This window comes from Janthinobacterium sp. (assembly GCF_031995485.1).
Classification (GTDB): domain Bacteria; phylum Pseudomonadota; class Gammaproteobacteria; order Burkholderiales; family Burkholderiaceae_D; genus Janthinobacterium.
Genome location: NZ_DAMAGB010000040.1, coordinates 13,679 through 35,072, shown reverse-complemented (window position 1 = coordinate 35,072; position 21,394 = coordinate 13,679). Strand labels below are relative to the sequence as shown.

The window sequence follows — 21,394 nt, the reverse complement described above, 5'->3', positions numbered from 1 at the left end:
CGGAGAACCATGATTATCAGCAGCATCGCCGCCGCCAGCCTGGCCCTGATCGGCGGCTTCCTGTCCGCTCCCGGACTGGTCGACAAGAACATCAACCAGGTCTATCCCGCCACATCCGCGCCGCCATCGAGCCAGGCACAGACGCTGCACCGCAGCCTGTGGATCGCCGACCTGCATGCGGACAGCCTGCTGTGGCAGCGCAAGCTGGGCGAGAAAGGCAACGGCCACCTCGACCTGCCGCGCATGGCGCAAGGCAATGTGGCGCTGCAGGCATTTTCGGCGGTGACCAAGACACCGCGCAAGATGAATATCAACCGCAACGATGGCGACAGCGACAACATCACCACGCTGGTGATGGCGCAGGGCCTGCCGCCAGCCACCTGGAACAGCCTGCTGGCGCGCGCCACTTACCAGGCGCAGCAGCTGCACCAGCTGGCCGGCGACAGCCAGGGAACCCTGCGCGTGATCGGCAGCCGCGCCCAGCTGCGCAGCTTTATCGCCGCGCGCGACAAGAACCAGCACTTGATGGCCGGCTGGCTGACCCTGGAAGGCGCGCATGCGCTCGAAGGCAAGCTCGGCAATCTCGATGTGCTGTACCGCGCCGGCTACCGCATGGCCGCGCCCACGCATTTCTTCGATACCGAACTGTCGGGTTCGCAGCATGGCATGCAGAAAGGCGGCCTGACGCCGCTGGGCCGCGACTGGCTGCGCGCCATGGAACAGCGCAAGATGATCGTCGACCTGGCGCATGCGTCCAGCGCCACCATCGACGAGGTGTTGCGCCTTGCCAAACGCCCGGTGATGGTGTCGCACACGGGCGTGCGCGGCACCTGCGCCAACGGCCGCAACCTCGGCGATGCGCAGCTGAAACGGATTGCCGCGCAAGGCGGGCTGGTCGGCATTGGCTTCTGGAATACGGCGGTGTGCGGCAAGGATGTGCAGGCGATTGCGCGCGCGATCAAATACACGGTGGCGCTGATCGGCGTCGAACACGTGGCCTATGGTTCGGACTTCGACGGCGCCGTCACCACCGCCATCGACGTGGCCGGCTTGCCGCGCCTGACGCAGGCACTGCTGGACGCGGGGCTGTCGCCGGCGCAGATACGGCGCATCGCCGGTGAAAACGTGCGCGACTTTTTGCTGAAGAATCTGCCTGATGATGATGCCTGACTGAGCGACGCCCAGGAAAGCGCCGCCATCAAGGCAGCATCGGATCACTGCCCGGAGTTTGGGCGGCGTTTTGAAAAATGCACGTCACCAGCAATAATTTCTACATAATGGTCATTGCTTTGGATGATGTAGTGCTTGTAATCGCTCCTGTCATGCTTTCTCCAGCCAGGAGACGCCAGGTCTCTCTGTTTTATCAGGTTTTCCAGCCAACTTGACTCGGGAACCACCCAGTAAACGGACACAAATTCGTCTTCCTCGCGGTTTGCATAGTAGTGGAGGTGCTTGTTTCTCTCGAGCCGGAGCCCCCATACACAAGAGAAATCAAGGACGCCATTATATTTGGAGTAGTTTGCGTTCTTTGTCCAAGTGGGAAACTCTGCTCTGAGCGCATCACGCACGAAGGTCATCTGCACGTGGTCATTGGGCGCTTGCCATACTGGCAGCCTGATGGCGAATGCACGATCTGTTTGAAGAGCTGCTGTCATGGTCATGAGGCTTTACATGTCGGTACGTTGAAGGTGCTACCAGCTGGCAAGCCGTTGTTACTGGTAAAAACGTGCGTGACTTCTGCCGAAAAATTTACCCGATAACGGCGCTTAACCGAGCGCTGCGATCAGCGCCTGGTCTGCCACCTGGCGCGGCCGGATCCGGATCAGCTGGCTGTACAGCGGCGGCAGCGCTTCGCACAGCGCCAGCAGGTCCGTCTCGGGCATGCCGGACCGCACATACTGGAATTGCGCCGGGTTGTTGTCGGGCAGCGCACCTTCCATGGTCGAGCCGTAAGCGCCCAGCGTCATGATACCGGCGGCGCTGGCATCGGGTGCGCCCGACAGCACGAAGGTGCCGTGCTTGGGGTGGCCCAGATAACGTTTGTATTCTTCCTGCTGCGCACTATCGGCGCCCGCCATCAGTTCATGGCGCAACAGCGCATACAGGCGCGTGCATTCCATGAACGGCGTGCGTATCAGCGACTGCGCCTGCTGGCCTGGCAGGCACAGCAACAGGTTGCCGAAGGAATCGAGCAAGGCGGCGGCCTCGCCTGTACCGCCGTTGCGGCGGTCCTGTTCCATCGCGGCCAGCAAAAACGGCGCCAGGCCCGCATCGGGCGCATGCGGCGCGCAGCGGTAGTTGAGTGCGTCCGGGAAATGGCGGCGCAAGGCGCGCACCACTGCATGGTCGCCCGGCAACGTAGCCGGATCGCATGCCACGTCATCGTCACCGGCATGCAGCAGCTGCATCACCTGCGCCGACATCGATTCGAACACCAGCGTGCACAATGCCTGCGTGGCTTCATTGATGCTCTTGCCGATAAAAAAGGATTTGGGTGGCGCGCCCGAGGCGGCGCGCGCATATGGGGTGTCGCCGCGCACGGCCGGATAACAGAAGCTGCGGGCCGCCTGCCCGCGCAGCGCCGCCGGCAGGGCCGCAAAGCTGGCCTGGTTGTCGTAATTGATGCCCGCATTGCCATCGGGCGCCGCCACCACCACATTGAAACCGGCCGCCAGGATCGCGCCCGTGCACATGCAGCACGGGTCGAGCGAGGTGACGATGGTCAGTTCCTGTGGCGGCGGCAGGATCGTGCCCTTGGCTGCCTGCGCAAAATACCAGTCGACCAGCTGGCGCTCGCCATGCGCGGTCGGATCGAACACCAGGCCGTCACGCACGACATTGTTGTGCATCGACTGCAGCACATTGCCGGCGCCATCGAGCAGCACGCCGCCGACACCGAACGTGCCTTGTGCCTTGGCCGCCAACGCTTCGGCCGCGGCGATCGCCACGGCGGCCTGGATATCGATGGTTTTATTCAAGGGATGGCGTTATTTCATGTCCAGGTCGGAGTTGCCGAAACCATGCGGCAGCAGCCAGCCGGCCGTCACTTCCATGATGTCGTTCTTCACATTGGCCAGCAGCACCGGCAGGTCGGCGCCACCGAGTTCGAATATCACCTGGCGGCAGGCGCCGCACGGCGAGATCGGCTCGGCCGTGTCGCCGGTCACCGCCAGCTTTGCAAAGTCGCCCGGCTTGCAGCCGTGCGCAATCGCGCTGAAAAACGCCGTACGCTCGGCGCAGTTGCACAGGCCATAGGCGGCGTTTTCCACATTACAGCCACGAAATACGCGGCCGTCCTTGCACAGCAGCGCCGCGCCCACGCGAAAGCGCGAGTATGGCGCGTACGCCAGTTCGCGGCCGGCGTTGGCTTCGGCGATCAGTTCCTGGTTGTTCATTTTTATCTTTATGAGTTGAAATCAACCCCACCGCAAAGGCTGGGGTCGGACCCTGAGGGTCCGACCCCAGGGTTTGCCTCTGGGGTTAAAAGTATTTAAGGACGAATGGTACGATAAATCACCGGATTGGCCGTCAACGCCACCGGGCTGATCTCATACGCCTGCTGGATTTCCCTGACGGCCTGCTGCGCCGCCGCTTCCGTGCGCGCGTGCACCATCGCCAGCGGCTGGCCGACAGCCACCTGCTCGCCCAGGCCGACCAGTTCCGTCAGGCCGACGGCAAAGTCGATCTCGTCGGTCGGACGGCGGCGGCCACCGCCCAGCGCCACTACCGCCAGGCCAATCGCGCGGCAATCGCGCACATTGGCAAAGCCGGCGGTGAGCGCCGGCGCCGGCACCACCACTGGCGCCTGTTCCAGGTGCTTGTCCGGGTTGTCGACCAGATCGGCAGGACCACCCAAGGCCGACACCATGCGCGAGAAACGCTCGGCCGCTTCGCCCGAGGCCAGCACCGCTTCGAGCCTGGCGCGGGCTTCTTCTTCGGTTCCGGCCAGGCCGCCCAGCACCAGCATCTCGGCGCACAGCGCCAGCGTCACTTCGTGCAGGCGCGCGGGGCGAGAGCGACCCGTCAGGTAATCCATCGCGCCGCGCACTTCGAGCGCATTGCCGGCGTACGGCGCCAGCGATTCGTTCATGTCGGTCAGAATGGCGGAAGTCTGCATGCCGGCGCCATTGCCGACGGCAACGATGCTCTCGGCCAGCTCCACCGATTTGTCGTAGGTCGGCATGAACGCGCCGCTGCCCACTTTCACATCCATCACCAGCGCATCGAGGCCGGCCGACAGTTTTTTCGACAGGATCGAGCCGGTGATCATGGCCACCGATTCGACCGTGGCGGTGACGTCGCGGATGCTGTAGAAACGCTTGTCGGCCGGCGCCAGCTGCGCCGTCTGGCCGATGATGGCCACGCCGATCTCCTGCACCACCTTGCGGAACAATTCGTTGTCCGGCACGGTGCAGTAGCCGGGAATGGCGTCGAACTTGTCCAGCGTGCCGCCGGTGTGGCCCAGGCCGCGGCCCGAGATCATCGGCACATAGCCGCCGCAGGCGGCGACCATCGGCCCCAGCAACAGCGACACCACGTCGCCCACGCCGCCGGTCGAATGCTTGTCGACCACGGGACCGGGCAGGTTCAGCGCGCGCCAGTCCAGCACATGGCCGGAGTCGCGCATCGCCAGCGTGAACGCCACGCGCTCGTCCATGTTCATGTCATTGAAAAACACCGCCATGCCCAGCGCGGCAATCTGCCCTTCGCTGACGCTGCCATCCGTAATGCCGCGCACGAAAAACTGGATTTCCTCGGCGCTCAGCACGCCCTTGTCGCGCTTCTTGCGGATGATTTCTTGGGTTAGAAACATTGAAATTCCCGTGTAAGAATTAACACCGGGGTCAGACCCTTCGGGTCTGACCCCGGCATTTAAGGTGTTGGGTTAATACCGGGCCGGCGCCATGCAGCCAATACCCCAAAAGCAAACCCCGGGGTCAGACCCACAGGGGCCGACCCCGGTCACAGCACGCTGGTGCCGTTGGCCAGCGGCGCCACGCCAAGGTGCTTGGCCAGCGTCTGGCCGATATCGGAGAAGCTCTCGGAAATGCCCAGCGCGCGCGGCGCCACGCCGGGGCCGAAGAAGATCATCGGGATATGTTCGCGCGTGTGGTCGGAGCCGTGCCAGGTCGGGTCGCAGCCATGGTCGGCGGTGATCACCACCAGATCGCCCTCTTTCAGCTTGGCCATGAACTCGGGCAGGCGCGCATCCATTTCGCGCAGCGCGTCGGCATAGCCTTCGGTGTTGCGGCGGTGGCCGAAGGCCTGGTCGAAGTCGACGAAGTTCACAAACGTGAGCGACTTGTCCTGCACTTCATCGGCGGTCTTCAACAGTGCTTCGAACAGCGCCATATTGTCCACGCCCTTGACCACGCGCGAGATGCCTTGCGTGGCGAAGATGTCGCTGATCTTGCCCAGGCCGACCACTTCGCCACCGGCGTTTTTCACGTGGTCGAGCAGGGTCGGCGCCGGCGGCGCGACGGCGTAGTCGTGGCGGTTGGTGGTGCGCGTGTAGTTGCCGTTGCTGCCCGTGAACGGGCGCGCGATCACGCGGCCGATATTGTAGGGCTCGACCAGCTTGAAGGCCATTTCGCACACTTCGTACAGGCGCTCGAGGCCGAATGATTCTTCGTGCGCGGCGATCTGCATCACCGAGTCGCCCGAAGTGTAGATGATCAGCTTGCCGGTAGCGACATGCTCGTCGCCGTGCTTGTTGATGATGTCGGTGCCCGAGGCGTGGCAGTCGCCGAGAAAACCCGGCACGCCCGACATTGCCTGCAGTTTTTCGGTGAGGTCGGCCGGGAACGACGGCGTGGTGCGCGGGAAGTATCCCCAGTCGAATTCGACCGGCACGCCGGCGATTTCCCAGTGGCCGCTTTGCGTGTCCTTGCCGGTCGAGCGCTCGCGCGCGGCGCCGTAAGCGCCAGTGAACCCCTCGCGCTGTTCGAAGCCGGTGGCCCATTCGCCGCTGGCCAGGTGGGCGGCTGCGGCCAGGCCCAGGCGCTCCATGTTCGGCAGTTTCAGAGGCTTGCCGCTTTTGGCGACGGTGCTGGCGATATGGCCAAAGGTATTGGCGCCGGCGTCGCCGTACTTGGCCGCGTCCGGCGTTGCGCCAAGGCCAAAGGAATCAAGCAAAAGGATAAATGCGCGTGACATGATAAGGCTCGCTATAGGGATGATGCGGATAGTGTAGGCCGGATCGTCCGGCCCTGCCGCGCGGCAGCCTTGTGGGCGCAGGCCGCGCGGCGGTGGGAATCCTGCTTAGGCTTGTGGTTTTGCAGCGACGTTGGCCAGGAAAGCGAGGATCAGCTTGACCAGGTCTTTCGCGCCGATGGCCGCGTATTTCAGGGTCTGCTCGTGCGACAGCGCGAACGGCGACATGCCTTCGGCCAGGTTGGTAATCACCGACACGCCCACCACTTTGAGGTCGCAATGGCGGGCCGACACCACTTCCGGCACCACCGACATGCCGACCGTGTCGGCGCCCAGGCGGGCCATCATGCGGATTTCGGCGGCGGTCTCGAAGTTCGGGCCGGGGTAGGCCACGAATACGCCTTCATGCAGCGTGATGCCGTTGGCGGCAGCGGTGTCCTTGACTTGCTGGCGCAGCTCGGCGTCGTAGGCGTTGGCCATGCTGAAGAAGCGCGGGCCGAAGCGGTCGTCGTTCGGGCCGACCATCGGCGTGCCCGGCAACAGGTTGATATGGTCGCTGATGGCGACCAGGCTGCCGGCATCCACTTCAGGGCGCAAGGAACCGGCGGCATTCGTGACGAACAGCATTTCGCAGCCCAGCAGCTTCAAGGTGCGGATGGCGCTGGTCATCACGCCCATGCCGTAGCCTTCGTAGAAGTGGCCGCGGCCCTTCATGCAGACCACTGCCACGCCCGACAGGGTGCCGACCACCAGCTCGCCGGCATGGCCGTGCACGGTGCTGATCGGAAAACCTGGCAGTTCGTCAAAGCTGATGCTGACGGCGTCCGTCATCTGCTCGGCCAACACGCCCAGGCCGGAACCGAGGATCATCGCCACGCGCGGCTTGAAATTTTCTGGGGCGCGGGCACGGATGATTTCGGCGGCGTGGAAAGGGGCGTTGTTCGACATGGTGGTCCTCGTGAATGGTTGAGTTGATGTGCTGATCCGGGCGATCTTTTGCTTGAACTCTGCAGCGAACGCTGTCCTGTGCAGATATATCGACGTGCGTATGGTTGCTATCAGGCGCCACTATGCATCAGGCGCCATATGTATGGCAAATACCATTTTTCTTGCACATTTATACAAAAGATATATAAATGGCCGGCATTATAGAACAGTCGCGCCACCCCCGCCATGCCGGGCATGATTCGGATTGACACCGCAGATGACACCGCAGTTGACATGCATTAGACAAATGTTTAACCTTGCAAACAATTGTTTTTTCCGAGCCTGCCGTGACCGACCTTTCGAAAAAAGAACAGCTGTACGCGCTGATCCGCAGCAATCCCTTTATTTCGCAGCAGGAGCTGGCGACCAGTCTCGGCCTGTCGCGCTCGGCCGTGGCCGGCCATATCGCCGGCCTGATCCGCGAACGCCGCCTGCTGGGCCGCGCCTATGTGCTGCCCGACAGCCGCCCCGTGCTGTGCCTCGGCGCGGCCAACCTGGACCGCAAGATGCGCACGCTGGCAACTCTGCAGATGGGCACCTCGAATCCCGTGCGCTCGACCGAAGTGTTTGGTGGCGTGGGCCGCAATATCGCGGAAAACCTGGCGCGCCTGGGCCTGCCCGTGGCGCTGCTGACGGCGCTGGGCGACGACGCGGCCGGCCATGCCCTGCAGACCCATGCGGAGGAAGCCGGCATCGACATGCGCGGCAGCCTGCACCTCGCCAATACCGGCAGCGGCACATATACGGCGGTGCTCGACGAACAGGGCGAAATGCTGCTGGCGATGGCCAACATGCAGTTGTATGAACAGCTGACGCCGGCATTCCTGCACAGCCGCCAGCCGCAGCGCGCCCAGGCCGCCCTGACCGTGTGCGACCTGAACCTGCCGCACGACAGCGTGGCGGCCTTGCTGGACGAAGCGCGCCAGGCCGATGGCCATGCCGCGCCGCTGGTGATCGTCGGCGTATCGCAGCCGAAAATGGCGCACCTGCCGCAGGACCTGGCCGGCCTGCAGTTGCTGATCCTGAACCGTGGCGAACTGGAAACGCGCGTGGCGCGCGCCCTGCCGACGCAGGCCGATGTGCATTTGGCTTGCCGCGAGGTGCTGCGCCAGGGCGTGCGCCAGCTGATCGTTACCATCGGCGGCGGCGGCGTGCTGTTTACCGATGGCGAGGGAGCGGACGCAGCCATTGCCCACCTGCCCGCTCTGGCCGTCAACCCGGTCGATGTGACCGGCGCCGGCGACGCCTTTTCCGCTGCCGTCTGCTGGTCGCTGTATCACGACAGCCATGATCTGAAACTGGCCTGCCGGCGCGGCCTGAAGCTGGCCGCCATGACGCTCGAATCGAGCGCCACCGTATCCCCCCTGATTTCCGCCAGCGTGCTGGTCGAGCTCGACAACGCCGCAGCGGCGCCCTCCCCCATTCTTTACCAACAGGACTGACCCCATGACCCAACTGCAAAACTTCCTTTTGTTCTCGCAAGAAGTGCTGGACGCGCGCGCGGCCGGCAAGGCCATCGTGGCGCTGGAATCGACCATTATTTCGCACGGCATGCCGTATCCGCAAAACGTGGAGATGGCGCGCGAAGTGGAACAGATCATCCGTGACGGCGGCGCCGTGCCGGCCACCATCGCCATTATCGACGGCAAGATCTGCATCGGCCTGTCGCCCGAGCAGCTGGAACTGCTGGGCACTTCGCCCGACGCCATGAAGGTCAGCCGCCGCGACCTGCCGTTCGTGCTGTCGCAAAAGAAACTGGGCGCCACCACGGTGGCCGCCACCATGATCTGCGCCGAACTGGCCGGCATTGCCGTGTTCGTCACCGGCGGCATCGGCGGCGTGCACCGCGGCGCGGAAACCAGTTTTGACATTTCGGCCGACCTGCAGGAACTGGCGCAGACCTCGGTCGCGGTGGTCTGTGCCGGCGTGAAATCGATCCTCGATATCGGCCTGACCCTGGAATACCTGGAAACCCACGGCGTGCCCGTCATCAGCGTGGGCCAGGAAGGCTTCCCGGCCTTCTTTACGCGCGAAAGCGGCTTCAAGGCCGATTTCCGCCTCGACAGCGCCGACGAGCAGGCCGCCTTTATCAGCACCAAATGGCAGCTGGGCTTGAGCGGCGGCGTGGTGGTCAGCAATCCGGTGCCGGCCGCACAGGCGATGCCGAAGGAAGAGATCGACGCGATTACCACCCAGGCGCTGCAGGAAGCGGACGCCGGCGGCGTCAAGGGCAAGCAGGTCACGCCATTCCTGCTGTCGCGCATCAAGCAGCTGACCGATGGCCGCAGCCTGGCCACCAATATCGCGCTGGTCAAGCACAACGCCCAGGTCGGTACCAAGCTCGCCATTGCCATGCAGGCGGTGCTGCCCCGATAATAGGACTGCTGTAAAGAAACGCGCGGGTGCCGACCGGCCCGCGCGTTGTTCCCTCCAGGCATCACACACGCCAAGGAAAGCATGTCCATTGATCTGAAACAGTTAAAGTATTTTCTCGCCGTTGCCGAGGAGAAAAGCTTCAGCCGCGCAGCCGAGCGCCTGCATATCTCGCAGCCGCCCCTGAGCCAGCAGATCATGAAACTGGAAAGCGAACTGGGCGTGCGCCTGTTTGCGCGCACCACGCGCACCTTCGAGTTGACCGTGGCCGGCAAGGCGCTGATGCACGAAGCGGCCGACCTGCTGGGCAAGATGCGCATGACCATCGATACCATCCGCCAGATCGACCGCGGCGAAGTGGGCCGCTTGCGCGTCGGCATCGTCGGCTCGGCCATGTGGGGCCCGATTCCCAGCCTGCTGGAGCAATTCCAGACCAAATTTCCGCGCGTTACCTGGACCATTCATGAACTGGGGCCGACGGTGCAATACGAAGCGCTGCGCAGCAAGCAGATCGACGTGGGCTTCTGGCGCGAACCCAAGCTCAACGATGATGATTTGCGACACGACAATCTGCGCCAGGAACTGTGCTTTCGCGAAAATGTCTGCGTGGCCGTCAATGAACACCACCCGCTGGCCAAACATGCCTCCATCGAACTGATCGACATTGCCGACGAACCGATGCTGTCGCTGGCGCTGGACAAATCGGCCTTTCCCCGCTATCTGGTGCAGTGCTGCGTCAATGCCGGCTTCGAGCCCGTGATTTTCCAGGAAGCCAACGAGCCGCAAACCCTGCTGGCGATGGTCGGCGTCGGCCTGGGCGTGACGCTGGTGCCGGAAACGACCAGCCGCATCGGCTGGCCCGGCGTGGTCTTTTTGCCGATCAAGACCAATCCGCCGTCCGCCAATCTGTATATCAGCTACACCACGCTCGACGATGCACCGGTGGTGCGCGCCTTTCTCAATATCCTCAATCCGCCGGCGACCTGAGGCCAGGCCGCCTCCGATTTATATCCGCTACATATAAATCCCTAAACAAAAACGTATTTGCCATACATATCGGCCTGATGCATAGTGGACCGAACGTCCCTCCCAAAAGTGTTGCATGCGCATCACACTGTATGCCGGAGCAGCCAGCTGGATAGCAATGTTCTTGTGCGATACGGTGCAATGTTGATAAGGAACCATCGATTCTTGCAGGCAGGACAGGCTAAATCGGCCCCAAATTTTCTGTTTGCCCTATAAAAAATATACAATATCGATCTTCCAGGAGCCAATTCATGAAACTTACACAATTTAGTTTGACGATCGCAGCCGCATTGCTGGCTGCTCAAGCGTCCGCGGCTACCCCAAAACTGGGTGTCGTGTATGACGCGGGCGGCAAGTTCGACAAGTCGTTCAACCAATCCGCTTTCGAAGGCGCCGAGCGCTTCAAGAAAGACACCGGCATCTCGTTCATCGAAGTGCAGGCCTCCAGCGATACCCAGGCTGAGCAGGTGATGCGCGGCCTGGCCCGCAAAAAACTCGACATGATCGCCGCCATCGGCTTTGCACAGACACAAGCCGTGCAGAAGGTCGCCAAGGAATTTCCCAACGTGAAATTCGTGCTGATCGACGGCCAGGCGGCAGGCGCCAACGTCAACTCGGTGGTGTTCAAGGAAGAAGAAGGCTCCTACCTGGTGGGCGTGGCGGCAGCCATGGCCAGCAAGAGCAAGAAAATCGGCTTTATCGGCGGCATCGATATTCCATTGATCCGCAATTTTGCCTGCGGCTATGCGCAAGGCATCAAGGCCGTCAATCCGAAAGCGGAACTGACGCAGAACATGGTTGGCACTACTTCGGGCGCGTGGAATGACCCGGCCAAGGGCGGCGAACTGGCCCGCTCGCAATTCGAGCGCGGCGTCGACGTGGTGTTTGCGGTAGCTGGCGGCAGCGGCATGGGCACTTTGCAGATGGCCAAGGAAAAAGGCAAGCTGGCGATCGGCGTCGATTCGAACCAGAATCATCTGTACCCGGGCACCATGCTGACCTCGATGGTCAAGCGCGTCGACAACACCGTATACGACAGCTTCATGCAAGTGAAAAACGGCACTTGGAAAGGCGGCGTCAGCTACAAAGGCCTGAAAGAAGGCGGCGTGGATTGGGCGTTAGACGCGAACAACCGCAAGCTGATCACGCCGGAAATCGAGAAGCGCGTGCTGGGTGCGCGCAAGGACATTATCGATGGCAAGATCAAAGTGATCGATTACCGCGTCGGCAGCAGCTGCCCGGTTTAACTTTCGACTCATCTCTAGACGCGCCGCCGGGGTTCTCCCCGCGCGGCGCGTTTCCATGAAACTATCCAGTTATGAGCCTATGCAGCCAGCAGTAGAATTTCGCAGCATCTCCAAGCATTTTGGACATGTGAAGGCGAACACCGACGTCAGTTTTTCCATCGCCAAGGGCAGCATCCACGGCCTGGTGGGCGAAAACGGCGCCGGCAAATCGACCTTGATGAGCATCCTGTACGGATATTACCGTGCCGACGGCGGAGAAATCCTGCTTGACGGAAAAGTACAGCCTATCCGCAACAGCCAGGAAGCAATCGAGCTGGGTATCGGCATGGTGCACCAGCACTTCATGCTGGTCGAGAATTTTACCGTCCTCGACAATATCATGCTGGGCACGGAAGGCGGCTTCCGGCTGGCCAGCCACCGCGCCGAAGCCGAAGCGAAACTGCGCGAAATCTGTACGCGCTACCGCCTCGACGTCGACCCGCTGGCCAAGATCGAAGATTTGTCGGTCGGCGCCCAGCAGCGCGTGGAAATCCTCAAGCAGATCTACCGCAGCGCCAATATCCTGATCCTCGACGAGCCGACGGCCGTGCTGACGGCCCAGGAAACGGCCTCGCTGTTCGAAATCCTGCGCTTGTTCAAGGAACAGGGCAAGACCATCATCCTGATCACGCATAAGCTGCAGGAAATCCTGGAAATCACCGACAACGTCACCGTCATGCGCGGCGGCACGGTGGTGGGTGCGGTGGCAACGGCCGGCACCTCGAAGGAAGAGCTGGCCAACATGATGGTGGGCCGCCCGATCCAGAGCCATCTGCCGCGCGCACCGTACAACCCGGGCGCCACCGTGCTGGAAGTGGACGGCTTGCAGCTGGCCGACGAGCAGCAGGTGAAATTGCTGGCCGACATAGGTTTCAATCTGCGCGCCGGCGAAATCGTCGCCATTGCCGGCGTCTCGGGCAATGGCCAGAGCGAACTGCTGGAGATTCTGTCCGGCATGCGCCTGCCCACCTCGGGCAAGCTGCGCTTCCTGGACCAGGACCTGCCGTTCGGCAAGCGCCACGACGCCGACGGCCTGCCGCTGGTGTTTCGCGACCTGGGAATCGCCCATATCCCGGAAGACCGCCTGCGTGATGGCGTGGTGAAAAATTTCTCGGTAATGCAGAACACCATCCTCGGTTACCAGGACCACCTGAAAAACCGCTGGGGCCTGTTCAACTTCAAGGCCATCGGCGCGCGCTGCGCCGAACTGCTGAAGGCCTTTGACGTGCGTCCGGCCAACCCGGACCTGCGCATCGGCCTGCTGTCGGGCGGTAACCAGCAGAAAGTGGTGATCGCGCGCGAAGTACTGGCGAAACCGAAACTGATGCTGGTCGGACAACCGACGCGCGGCGTCGATATCGGCACCATCGAGAGCATCCACACGCAATTGCTGGCCCTGCGCGACGCGGGCGTGGCAATCCTGCTGGTGTCGGTCGAACTGGAAGAAGTGCGGGCGCTGGCCGACCGCATTCTGGTCATGTGCGGCGGACGCATCACCGGCGAACTGAAAATTGAAGAATTCGATACCACCCGCATCGGTCTGCTGATGGGGGGACTGCACAAATCATGAATAACGACTTGCCACGCTGGGCGACAGCCTTTGTCATGCCCATGTTAAACCTGCTGTCGGCCTTGCTGGTCGCGGCACTGGTCATCTTTCTGCTGGGCGAAGACCCGGGCGAATCGCTGGGCATCCTGATCAACAGCGCCATCCTCAATCCGGAAGGCCTGAGCTACACGCTGTTTTACGCCAGCACCTTCATCTTCACGGGTTTATCTGTGTCGGTGGCGATGCAGGCCGGCCTGTTCAATATCGGCAGCGAAGGCCAGATGTATATCGGCGGCCTGGGCCTGACGGTCGCCATGCTGGCCTTCGACCAGACCCTGCCCGCCTGGCTCCTGATACCGGCTGCGATGATCGGCGCGGCCCTGTTCGGCGCGCTGTGGGGCTTGTTGCCCGGCTATCTGCAGGCAAAACGCGGCAGCCATATCGTGGTCACCACCATCATGTTCAACTTCATCGCGGGAAGTTTGATGAACTTCGTGATCGTGAAATACCTGATCCCGCCCGGCGAGCAGAACACGGCCAGCCGCGTGTTTGCCGAAAGCGGCGAAATGCCGCGCCTGTCCACCTGGTTCCCGGCGCTGGGCGACACGCCACTGAACATCAGCTTTATCCTGGCCATCATTGCGCTGGCAGTCTACGGCGTGATGGTGTGGCGCTCGTCATGGGGCTTCAAGCTGCGCGCCACCGGCCTGAACAAGCATGCGGCCCACTATGCGGGCGTGTCGATCAGCAAGATGATCATTATCGTCATGCTCATTTCCGGCGCGCTGGCCGGTCTCGGTTCGGTCAATTCCATCATGGGCTCGACCCATTACCTGTCGCTCAACTTCGTTGGCGGCGCGGGTTTCATTGGCATCGCGATCGCGCTGATGGGCCGCCAGCATCCGGTCGGCATCTTTTTGTCGTCGGTGCTGTTTGGCGCGCTGATACAGGGCGGCTTTGACCTGTCGCTGGAAAAACCGAATATCCCGACCGAGACATTCATCTTCATCCAGGGCCTGATCATCCTGTTCTGCGGCGCGATGGAAAACTTCTACGCACCGGCCATTTCCGCCCTGCTCAAGCGCACCAAAGGCTAACACCATGACACTCGACGACTTTCATTTCGCCAGCATCCTGGTCTCGACCGTGCGCAATGCGCCGGTGCTGATCTTTGCCGCCATGGCCGGCCTGTTTGCCGAACGCAGCGGCATGATCGACATCGGCCTGGAAGGCAAGATCCTGGCCAGCGCCTTCGCTTCCGCCGCCGTGGCCTACACCACGCAGAATCCGTATTACGGCATGGCGGCCGGCATGCTGGTCTGCGTCGCGCTGGCCCTGCTGCAGGCGTATGTCAGCATCACGCAAAAGGGCAACCAGCTGGTGGCCGGCATGGCCATCAACATCGCCATGAGCGGGCTGACGTTCGTGCTGGCGCAGTTCTTCTTCCAGCAGGGCGGCCGCACGCCCGACCTCGGGTCCGCGCGTCTGTTCGACGTGGTGCTGCCGGGCACGCAGTATGTGGAACATATTCCGTTCATCGGCTGGGTGTATGCGCACCTGATCGGCGGCCATTCGATCCTGGTCTACGTGGCGTTCCTGCTGATCCCGCTGGTGCACTGGCTGCTGTACCACACGCGCTTCGGCCTGCGCCTGCGCGCCTGCGGCGAGAACCCGCATGCGGCCGATTCGGCTGGCGTCAGCGTGGAAGCGACGCGCTATATGGCCATGTTGGTGGCCGGCATTCTGTGCTCGTTCTCGGGCGCCTACCTGGCCATCGTGCAAAGCGGCTTTTTCCTGCGCGACATGTCGGCCGGCGCCGGCTACCTGGCCCTGACGGCCATGGTGTTCGGCAACTGGCGTCCGGTTTACACCTTCCTCGGCTGCCTGATGTTCGGCTTCTTCAGCGCGATACAGATCCAGATCGAAGGCGTCGACCTGCCGGTGGTGGGCCGCATTCCCGGTTCGCTGATCCAGATGGTGCCGTATGTGGTGACCGTGATCGTGCTGGCCGGTCTGATGGCCAAGTCGGTGGCGCCAAAGGCGATCGGCATTCCGTTCGTCAAGTCGCGCTAGTTTTATCCAGCGCCTGTAAAAAAGCGAAGCCCGCGGGCTTCGCTTTTTTTATGCCGCCGGAATGTCTTCCAGCGAAAAATAGACCGGCAGGCCCAAGCCCCGCGCCACGGCCACCATGCGGTCGGCGCCGGACGATTCCCCTTTGAGACGCAGTACCGCGTCGCAATGCGAGAGCAAGCGCTCACAGTGCGTGTGGAACAGCGCTTCATACACCGCATCGCCTGCCTGGCGCGAGCCGGCCAGCGCCAGCATCGGCAAGGCCAGCCATTCACCCAGCACCGGCAGATGGCCGGCCGCATACAGCGGCAAACACAGTGCTTCCATGGCCGCCACATTGGCCGCCATCCTGGCCGGGTCGTCGCCGGTGCCCGAGCGGTATGGCCCGGCGACCAGTATCTGCAAACCTTCCTTGACCGGCATCAGCCGCAGCTGGGCATGCTGCAGCAGCATGATGGTCTTGCCGTCGCAGATGCGCCCGTCCGCCACCATCTGCATCGCCTGCGCCAGGGGCAGTTCCAGCACTTCGATATCTTCGCCTTCATGGGCCAGGCCGCCGCCTTCGTTCAGGCGGCTGGACGGATCGTATTCGGCGACAAAGAAATGCAGGCGTTCGGTGACGGAGCCGGGGCTCATGAAGGCCTCGAACACCTTGTGCACATCGCCCACGCGGTAGCCAGTCTCCTCTTCCACCTCGGCGCGGATGCGCTGTTCGGGACTGGCCTGCTCCAGCAGCCCGGCCGCCGCCTCGATCAGGAAGCCGTGATGGCCGTCACGATACGTGGGAAAGCGGAACTGGCGAATCAGGATCACCGTGCGTTTTGCACGGTTGTACAGCAGGATGGTGGCGCCATCGCCGCGGTCATAGGTTTCGCGCGTTTGTGTCTGCCACTGGCCATCGCGGCGCAGATAGTCAAATGTGGTTTTTTGTAATAAATACCAGTCGTGCGACAGCGTGGTCACATTCTGGATGCGGACTCGTTCCTGGTTCATCTTGTCTCCTTGTGCTTGCGTTCGCCGACTTTATCATGCAAACTCGTGCAACTTCAAGAATATTCAAGAAAATATGCTGACCCATCAACGCAAACACTACCTGCTGGACCTGCTGCAGCGCGAAGGCCAGATTGTCGCCAAAGCCGTCAGCGACGCCCTGGGATTGTCGGAAGACACCATACGACGCGACCTGCGCGAACTGGCAAAAGAGGGCTTGCTGCAGCGCGTGCATGGCGGCGCGATACCGAACCTGCCCGCCTCGCCGGCACTAGCGCCGTACGCCAGCCGCGAGCAGATTTCGCAGGACGCCAAGCCGGCCATCGGCCGCGCGGCCGGCGCCATGATCGAAGCGGGCCAGGTGGTGTTTGTCGACGGCGGCACCACCTGCCTGCATCTGGTGCGCCAGCTGCCGGGCGAGCTGCGCGCCACGGTGGTCACCCACAGCCCGTCGATTGCGGTGGAGCTGGTGCACCACCCGCTGATCGAGGTGGTAATGCTGGGAGGAAGATTGTTCCGGCATTCGCTCGTCAACGTGGGCGCCGCCACCGTGGAAGCGATCGCCCGCATCCGGGCCGATCTGTATTTCATGGGCGTCTCGAGCCTGCATCCGCAGGCGGGGATCACTACCGGCGACTACGAGGAGGCTTGCGTCAAGCGGGCGCTCTGCGACGCGGCCGCGCGCACGGTGGTGCTGGCTTCGCCGGAAAAGCTGAACACCGCCTCGCCATTCCAGATTGCACCATTAAGCCAGGTCAGCGATATCGTCGTGCTGCGCGATACCGACGACGCGCTGGTGGCCCCCTACCGCGAAATGGGAATAAACATCACGCTTGCCTGAAACGCGTGCAGGTCGGGTAGGTCGGATTAGCGTAGCGTAATCCGACACCACCACCAGCGTCACCCACTACCCCACCACCATTCAAGGCCAGATCGCCCGCAACACCGCCGCCAGCTGATACCCCCCATTGATCAGCTGCGTCCTGGCCAGCGCCGAACTGGGCACGGGATAATCGCCCGGCACCGTCAAGGCCCACACGTAATACGGTTCGCCCTTGCGGCTGGTCTGCTGCATGGCCGGTCCGGCCACCACGCCCGCATAGGCGATCTTTGACGCCGCCAGCGACGCATCGGCCCATTGATACGGCCAGGTCACCGGGTCGCCGCTGTTGGCGGGCACCTCAGGCTGGCTGGCAATCACCGTCTGCGCAAACTGGCGCGGCGTGCGCGTGGACAGGCGGCGCATCGCGTAATCGACCACCGTGCTGTCCCAGTACGAATGCAGCGGCTTCGTCGGCGACTTCGGATAGGCGGCCGGTTTGACAGCCGCCGCTTGCACGGCGCCCTCCTCCAGCGGTAATGCCGCCGGAATCACGGCATCGGACAAGGCCGTGATCTGCGCATCATCGAGCAGCAGATTGTTGCCGCCGCGCGCATCGAAAATCGCCAGGCCGTCGATCTGCGCCTGCGTTTCCGGCACCACAAAACGGCCATCCTTTGCCACGTACGCGGCGCCCACGTGCAGCGGCTGGTGGATATCGCCGACCAGGTGCGTGATCAATATCAGCGCCTGGCGCGGCGTGAACCGGTGCGGATTGCTGGCCGCGTCCACCTTGCCCTGCAATACCGAAATCGCCTGCTTCAGGGTCTGCACGATATCGTCGTCGGCGCTGCCGGTGGCGCCATCGTGATAGTGCGCGTTCTGGAATGGAATATCGGTGTAATGGTATTCGCTGTGTTTGGGATTGGCCGCCACATAGGCCAGCATCTCCGGCGACTGCGGGCCGCAATACGTGCCCTTCACGCAATCGGGCCAGTTGGCGATCGATTCCAGGGTTTCGCCCGGCAGCAGCAAGGCGGCGATTTTCGCCTGGGCAGCGCTGCCCTTGAGCAGCTGGTCAGCCATCGCGCCGACTGCACGGTGGCCGTCGTTGCCCCAGGCCAGCGCATTGCCGGTCATGAATGCACCGGCCAGCGCCAGCGCACAGGTCAGTTTTTTCATCACTGTGGCGTCCCCTTGGCTGGTTTCGGATACTGCCTGTTGATATCGATCGGCTGCGCGTAGCTGGAACTCCAGGTCTGCTCGTGCAGGGCCACCAGGCGCTGCGCCATCGCTTCGTTGCGCAGCACCACTTCCAGGTTGCGCGACAGGTCGAAATAGCCGCCGGCCCAGTTGCTGGTGCCGACCCAGGCCAGCTTGCCATCGACCGTCATGGTCTTGCTGTGGATCACGCGCGCGAATGGAATAAAGCCGGTGCTGGCGGTGGGTATCGTGACGATGCGGATCTCGATATTCGGTACCAGCGCCAGGCTTTTCAGGTAGGCAATCGCCGGCGCTTCCGTATTCCAGGCGGACACCATCAGCTTGATTTTCACGCCGCGCTGGGCAGCCGCGCGCACGGCATTGTCGATCACCGCGTAATACGGTCGCGTGCGGTTCGGGCCATACGACAGCGGCGCGTAATCGAGCAGCTGGATGCGCACTTCGCTTTTGGCATCGGCCAGCAGGGCCGGCAGGCCGCTTTCCGAGTCGCCCACGCCGGCAGGATTGTAGGCATTCGGGCTGGCCAGCAAAAAGGCGTTCTGCGCGTAATTGGCCGGCACGGTTTTGCTGTTGAGTACAGTGGCGCGGCCGCCCTTGGCGGTTAGCGCCTGCGCCTGCCAGTCCTGCTCGAAGATGGCGTGCACCTGCTTGACCATCGCCGGCTCGGTGATTTTCAGGCCCGTTTCATGGATATGCTCGAACGAGCGCCAGTCGAAGTTCTGGCTGCCGATATACGCCACCTTGCCATCGACGGCCAGGTATTTGGCGTGCACGATGCCGTTGCCGGTGATCTTGTTGAAATCGATAATGCGCAGTTCCAGGTTCGGAATCGCCTTGAGCTGTTCGATGGTCGACGGCTCCGACAGGCCCACGCCTTTCAGGTCCAGCAAAAAGCGGATCTTTACGCCGCGCTGGCCGGCGGCCGTCAAGCTGGCCAGCACCTTGTCGAACGCCGTGCCGGGCTTGCTGACGGCATAGAACTGGGCGATGACGATCTCGCTTTTTGCCGCATCGAACAGCTCGCTCCATACCGCCACCGGCTCGCGCAGGTCCGGGTTGGCCAGCGCGGTTTCCACCGGCGAAGTGTGCACCAGTTCAAAGCCGGGAATCGTGAAGTCGGCGTGGGCGCTGCCTGCAAACAGGCTGGACAGCAATACAGAAACAAATAAACGACGCATGGGTTTTCCTTGAAAATAATTAGTTGACGCGCACGATGCGGCCCGCTGCGGTGGTACTGCCGGCCGGCTTGCCGGTGCGCGCGCGATCGATCAGGTAATCGCTGAAGGCGTCGATATCGCGCACGCCCGTGTCCAGCCGCCGGGTGCCGTTGGCCAGCACGGTGAAGCGGTCGCCGCCGCCAGCGAGAAAACTGTTGGCTGCGACGCGGTATTGCTGCTCATCCTTGAGCGCCACGCCATCGAGCAGGATGCTGCCCGGCAGCACACGCTGGCCTTGCGGACGGGTAGCGTCCCAGCGATAGCTGAAACCTTCGGAGACCTGCAGCAGATTGCCGTCTTCGGCTTGCTCGCCCGGCCATTGCTGCTCCAGCAAGGTGCGAATCTGCGCGCCGGACAGGCTGACCACGATCAGCGTATTGCCGAACGGAACCACCGCCTGGTTCTGGCCCACATTGGTCATCAAATCAGCGCCCGCTTCGAGATCCTTGCGGATGCCGCCATTATTCATCAGGCCGATCTGCGCGCCGGCGGCGCGCGCGCCGAACAGGGTGCTGTCGGCCACCAGGTCGCCCAGTGCGGATGCGCCGCTGCCCTTGGTGCTGCGTCCCACCAGCGGCACGGCAATCTTTGCTACCGGACGCGACAACTCGGCGGAGCTACGCTGTTTCACTGCCGCCAAGTAGGCCGCCACGTTGGCATCGGGCTCGAACATGCCGGGCAACATGACAACGTTTTGCGCGCTGGCATCGACCACGCTATTTTTTTCGGTATCGACCTTGAGCTTGATGCGCGTGAGCATATGGCCGCCCATCTGCGCCTGCGTGACCAGCCGGCCGTCGACCCGGCACAGATAACCCTGGTGCGAGTGGCCGCTGACGACCAGCTGGATCGCCGGATCGAGGCGTTTGACGACGTCGATCACCGGGCCTTTCAGTTTGCCGCAATCGGGCTGGTCCACCTGTTCTTCCGTCTCGCCCCCTTGGTGCAGCAGCACCACGAACACGCCAACGCCCTGCGCGCGCAGCGCCGGCAAAGTGGCGTTGATGGCGTCGGCCTCGTCGCCGAACTGCAGGCCGGCAATCCCGGCCGCCGTCACCACCGATGGCACGTCCTTCAGCACGGCGCCGATCAGGCCGACCTTCACGCCATGTGCCGTTTCAATCTTGTACGACGGCAGCAGCGACTTGCCGGTCTGCGTGTCGATCACATTGGCGGCCAGATAGGTATAGCTGGCGCCGGCAAAATCGGGGCTGTACTTGCATGCCTTGTCGGCACGTGCGGACGCGCAGCCGCCGCGCTGCTGGCGCAGCAGTTCCGCCTTGCCCTGGTCAAACTCGTGGTTGCCTACCGAGCTGGCCGTCATGCCCAGCATGTTCATGGCCACGATGCTGGGCTCGTCCGCCCACAGGGCCGACATGGCGGGGCTGGCGCCGACCAGGTCGCCGTTGCCGACAAAAATCAGTTGCGCATCCTCGCGGCGCCAGGCCTTCAGGGCACCGGACAGCACATCGATGCCGCCGGCCTGCACCGTGACTTTGCGGGCGGGATCGGCGACGCTGGTGTAGGTGAATTTGCTGCTGTCGAGATTGCCATGGAAATCGTTCAGAGCCACCAGATTGAGTTCGACCGGGCCGCGTGGCGGCGTGGCGCAGCCAGCCAGAACGGACAGGGTCAGGATCAGGGCCGCACGGGCGAGCGGTTTGCGTGAAAAATGGACCATGGTTTCGTTACTCATGAG

At 62.8% G+C, this 21,394-nt stretch carries 18 protein-coding genes and 1 pseudogene; 9 read left to right on the top strand and 10 right to left on the bottom strand.

The features are described 5' to 3' along the window. Positions 1 to 9: 9 nt before the first annotated feature. The gene (locus RTQ46_RS19925) at positions 10 to 1,170 is read left to right on the top strand and encodes a membrane dipeptidase (protein ID WP_312439324.1); all 1,161 of its coding nucleotides are present in this window, start codon (positions 10 to 12) and stop codon (positions 1,168 to 1,170) included. A gap of 44 nt (positions 1,171 to 1,214) precedes the next feature. Here the strand turns inward: RTQ46_RS19925 and RTQ46_RS19920 are convergent, their stop codons facing one another. The 6 genes from RTQ46_RS19920 to xapA all read right to left on the bottom strand — a co-directional run bounded on the left by RTQ46_RS19920 (position 1,215) and on the right by xapA (position 7,101). Next, the gene (locus RTQ46_RS19920) at positions 1,215 to 1,661 is read right to left on the bottom strand and encodes a hypothetical protein (RefSeq protein ID WP_312439323.1); all 447 of its coding nucleotides are present in this window, start codon (positions 1,659 to 1,661) and stop codon (positions 1,215 to 1,217) included. Positions 1,662 to 1,766: 105 nt separating this feature from the next. Then, positions 1,767 to 2,978, bottom strand: a complete 1,212-nt coding sequence (locus tag RTQ46_RS19915) for a nucleoside deaminase (RefSeq protein WP_312439322.1) — start codon at positions 2,976 to 2,978, stop codon at positions 1,767 to 1,769. A 9-nt stretch (positions 2,979 to 2,987) separates the two neighbouring features. Next, positions 2,988 to 3,395, bottom strand: a complete 408-nt coding sequence (locus RTQ46_RS19910; protein ID WP_312439321.1) for a cytidine deaminase — start codon at positions 3,393 to 3,395, stop codon at positions 2,988 to 2,990. A 95-nt stretch (positions 3,396 to 3,490) separates the two neighbouring features. Continuing rightward, a complete protein-coding gene (deoA, locus tag RTQ46_RS19905; RefSeq protein WP_312439320.1) occupies positions 3,491 to 4,813 on the bottom strand; it encodes a thymidine phosphorylase in 1,323 nt (440 codons plus the stop codon). A gap of 149 nt (positions 4,814 to 4,962) precedes the next feature. Next, positions 4,963 to 6,156 carry a phosphopentomutase gene (locus RTQ46_RS19900; protein WP_312439319.1) on the bottom strand — a complete coding sequence of 398 codons (1,194 nt, stop codon included), beginning with the start codon at positions 6,154 to 6,156 and terminating at the stop codon, positions 4,963 to 4,965. A 105-nt stretch (positions 6,157 to 6,261) separates the two neighbouring features. Beyond that, positions 6,262 to 7,101 (bottom strand): xanthosine phosphorylase, encoded by an 840-nt coding sequence (gene xapA, locus RTQ46_RS19895; protein WP_312439318.1) that lies wholly within the window; start codon positions 7,099 to 7,101, stop codon positions 6,262 to 6,264. Between the two features lie 326 nt (positions 7,102 to 7,427). Here xapA and RTQ46_RS19890 point away from each other — a divergent pair, with 326 nt between their 5' ends. The 7 genes from RTQ46_RS19890 (at position 7,428) to RTQ46_RS19860 (ending at position 15,447) form a co-directional block, all read left to right on the top strand. Beyond that, positions 7,428 to 8,582, top strand: coding sequence for a carbohydrate kinase (locus RTQ46_RS19890; RefSeq protein WP_312439317.1), 1,155 nt, complete (start codon positions 7,428 to 7,430; stop codon positions 8,580 to 8,582). Positions 8,583 to 8,595: 13 nt separating this feature from the next. Next, entirely contained in the window at positions 8,596 to 9,516 is a 921-nt protein-coding gene (locus tag RTQ46_RS19885; protein ID WP_312439351.1) for a pseudouridine-5'-phosphate glycosidase, read from the top strand. Between the two features lie 81 nt (positions 9,517 to 9,597). Then, the gene (locus RTQ46_RS19880) at positions 9,598 to 10,500 is read left to right on the top strand and encodes a LysR family transcriptional regulator (RefSeq protein WP_312439316.1); all 903 of its coding nucleotides are present in this window, start codon (positions 9,598 to 9,600) and stop codon (positions 10,498 to 10,500) included. 290 nt (positions 10,501 to 10,790) lie between these two features. Continuing rightward, entirely contained in the window at positions 10,791 to 11,786 is a 996-nt protein-coding gene (locus RTQ46_RS19875) for a BMP family ABC transporter substrate-binding protein (RefSeq protein ID WP_312439315.1), read from the top strand. Between the two features lie 79 nt (positions 11,787 to 11,865). Continuing rightward, positions 11,866 to 13,395, top strand: coding sequence for an ABC transporter ATP-binding protein (locus RTQ46_RS19870; protein ID WP_312439314.1), 1,530 nt, complete (start codon positions 11,866 to 11,868; stop codon positions 13,393 to 13,395). After that, the gene (locus RTQ46_RS19865) at positions 13,392 to 14,471 is read left to right on the top strand and encodes an ABC transporter permease (protein ID WP_312439313.1); all 1,080 of its coding nucleotides are present in this window, start codon (positions 13,392 to 13,394) and stop codon (positions 14,469 to 14,471) included. Before RTQ46_RS19870 ends, RTQ46_RS19865 begins: the two co-directional genes overlap by 4 nt. Before the next feature lie 4 nt (positions 14,472 to 14,475). After that, positions 14,476 to 15,447 carry an ABC transporter permease gene (locus RTQ46_RS19860; protein ID WP_312439312.1) on the top strand — a complete coding sequence of 324 codons (972 nt, stop codon included), beginning with the start codon at positions 14,476 to 14,478 and terminating at the stop codon, positions 15,445 to 15,447. A gap of 420 nt (positions 15,448 to 15,867) precedes the next feature. Here RTQ46_RS19860 and RTQ46_RS19855 read toward each other — a convergent pair. Further along, positions 15,868 to 16,437 (bottom strand): annotated as a pseudogene (locus RTQ46_RS19855) (NUDIX domain-containing protein); the annotation flags it as partial. Between the two features lie 73 nt (positions 16,438 to 16,510). On the opposite strand from RTQ46_RS19855, the gene RTQ46_RS19850 reads away from it, so the two are divergent. After that, positions 16,511 to 17,275 (top strand): DeoR/GlpR family DNA-binding transcription regulator, encoded by a 765-nt coding sequence (locus tag RTQ46_RS19850; RefSeq protein ID WP_312439311.1) that lies wholly within the window; start codon positions 16,511 to 16,513, stop codon positions 17,273 to 17,275. Positions 17,276 to 17,356: 81 nt separating this feature from the next. Here RTQ46_RS19850 and RTQ46_RS19845 read toward each other — a convergent pair whose 3' ends face one another. From RTQ46_RS19845 to RTQ46_RS19835, 3 genes are read right to left on the bottom strand one after another with little or no spacing between them, the layout of a single operon-like run. Further along, positions 17,357 to 18,436 carry a S1/P1 nuclease gene (locus RTQ46_RS19845; RefSeq protein WP_312439310.1) on the bottom strand — a complete coding sequence of 360 codons (1,080 nt, stop codon included), beginning with the start codon at positions 18,434 to 18,436 and terminating at the stop codon, positions 17,357 to 17,359. Further along, positions 18,436 to 19,656 (bottom strand): phospholipase D-like domain-containing protein, encoded by a 1,221-nt coding sequence (locus tag RTQ46_RS19840; protein ID WP_312439309.1) that lies wholly within the window; start codon positions 19,654 to 19,656, stop codon positions 18,436 to 18,438. The genes RTQ46_RS19845 and RTQ46_RS19840 overlap by 1 nt, the downstream gene beginning before the upstream one ends. Before the next feature lie 19 nt (positions 19,657 to 19,675). Beyond that, the gene (locus tag RTQ46_RS19835; RefSeq protein WP_312439308.1) at positions 19,676 to 21,376 is read right to left on the bottom strand and encodes a bifunctional metallophosphatase/5'-nucleotidase; all 1,701 of its coding nucleotides are present in this window, start codon (positions 21,374 to 21,376) and stop codon (positions 19,676 to 19,678) included. Positions 21,377 to 21,394: the final 18 nt, after the last annotated feature.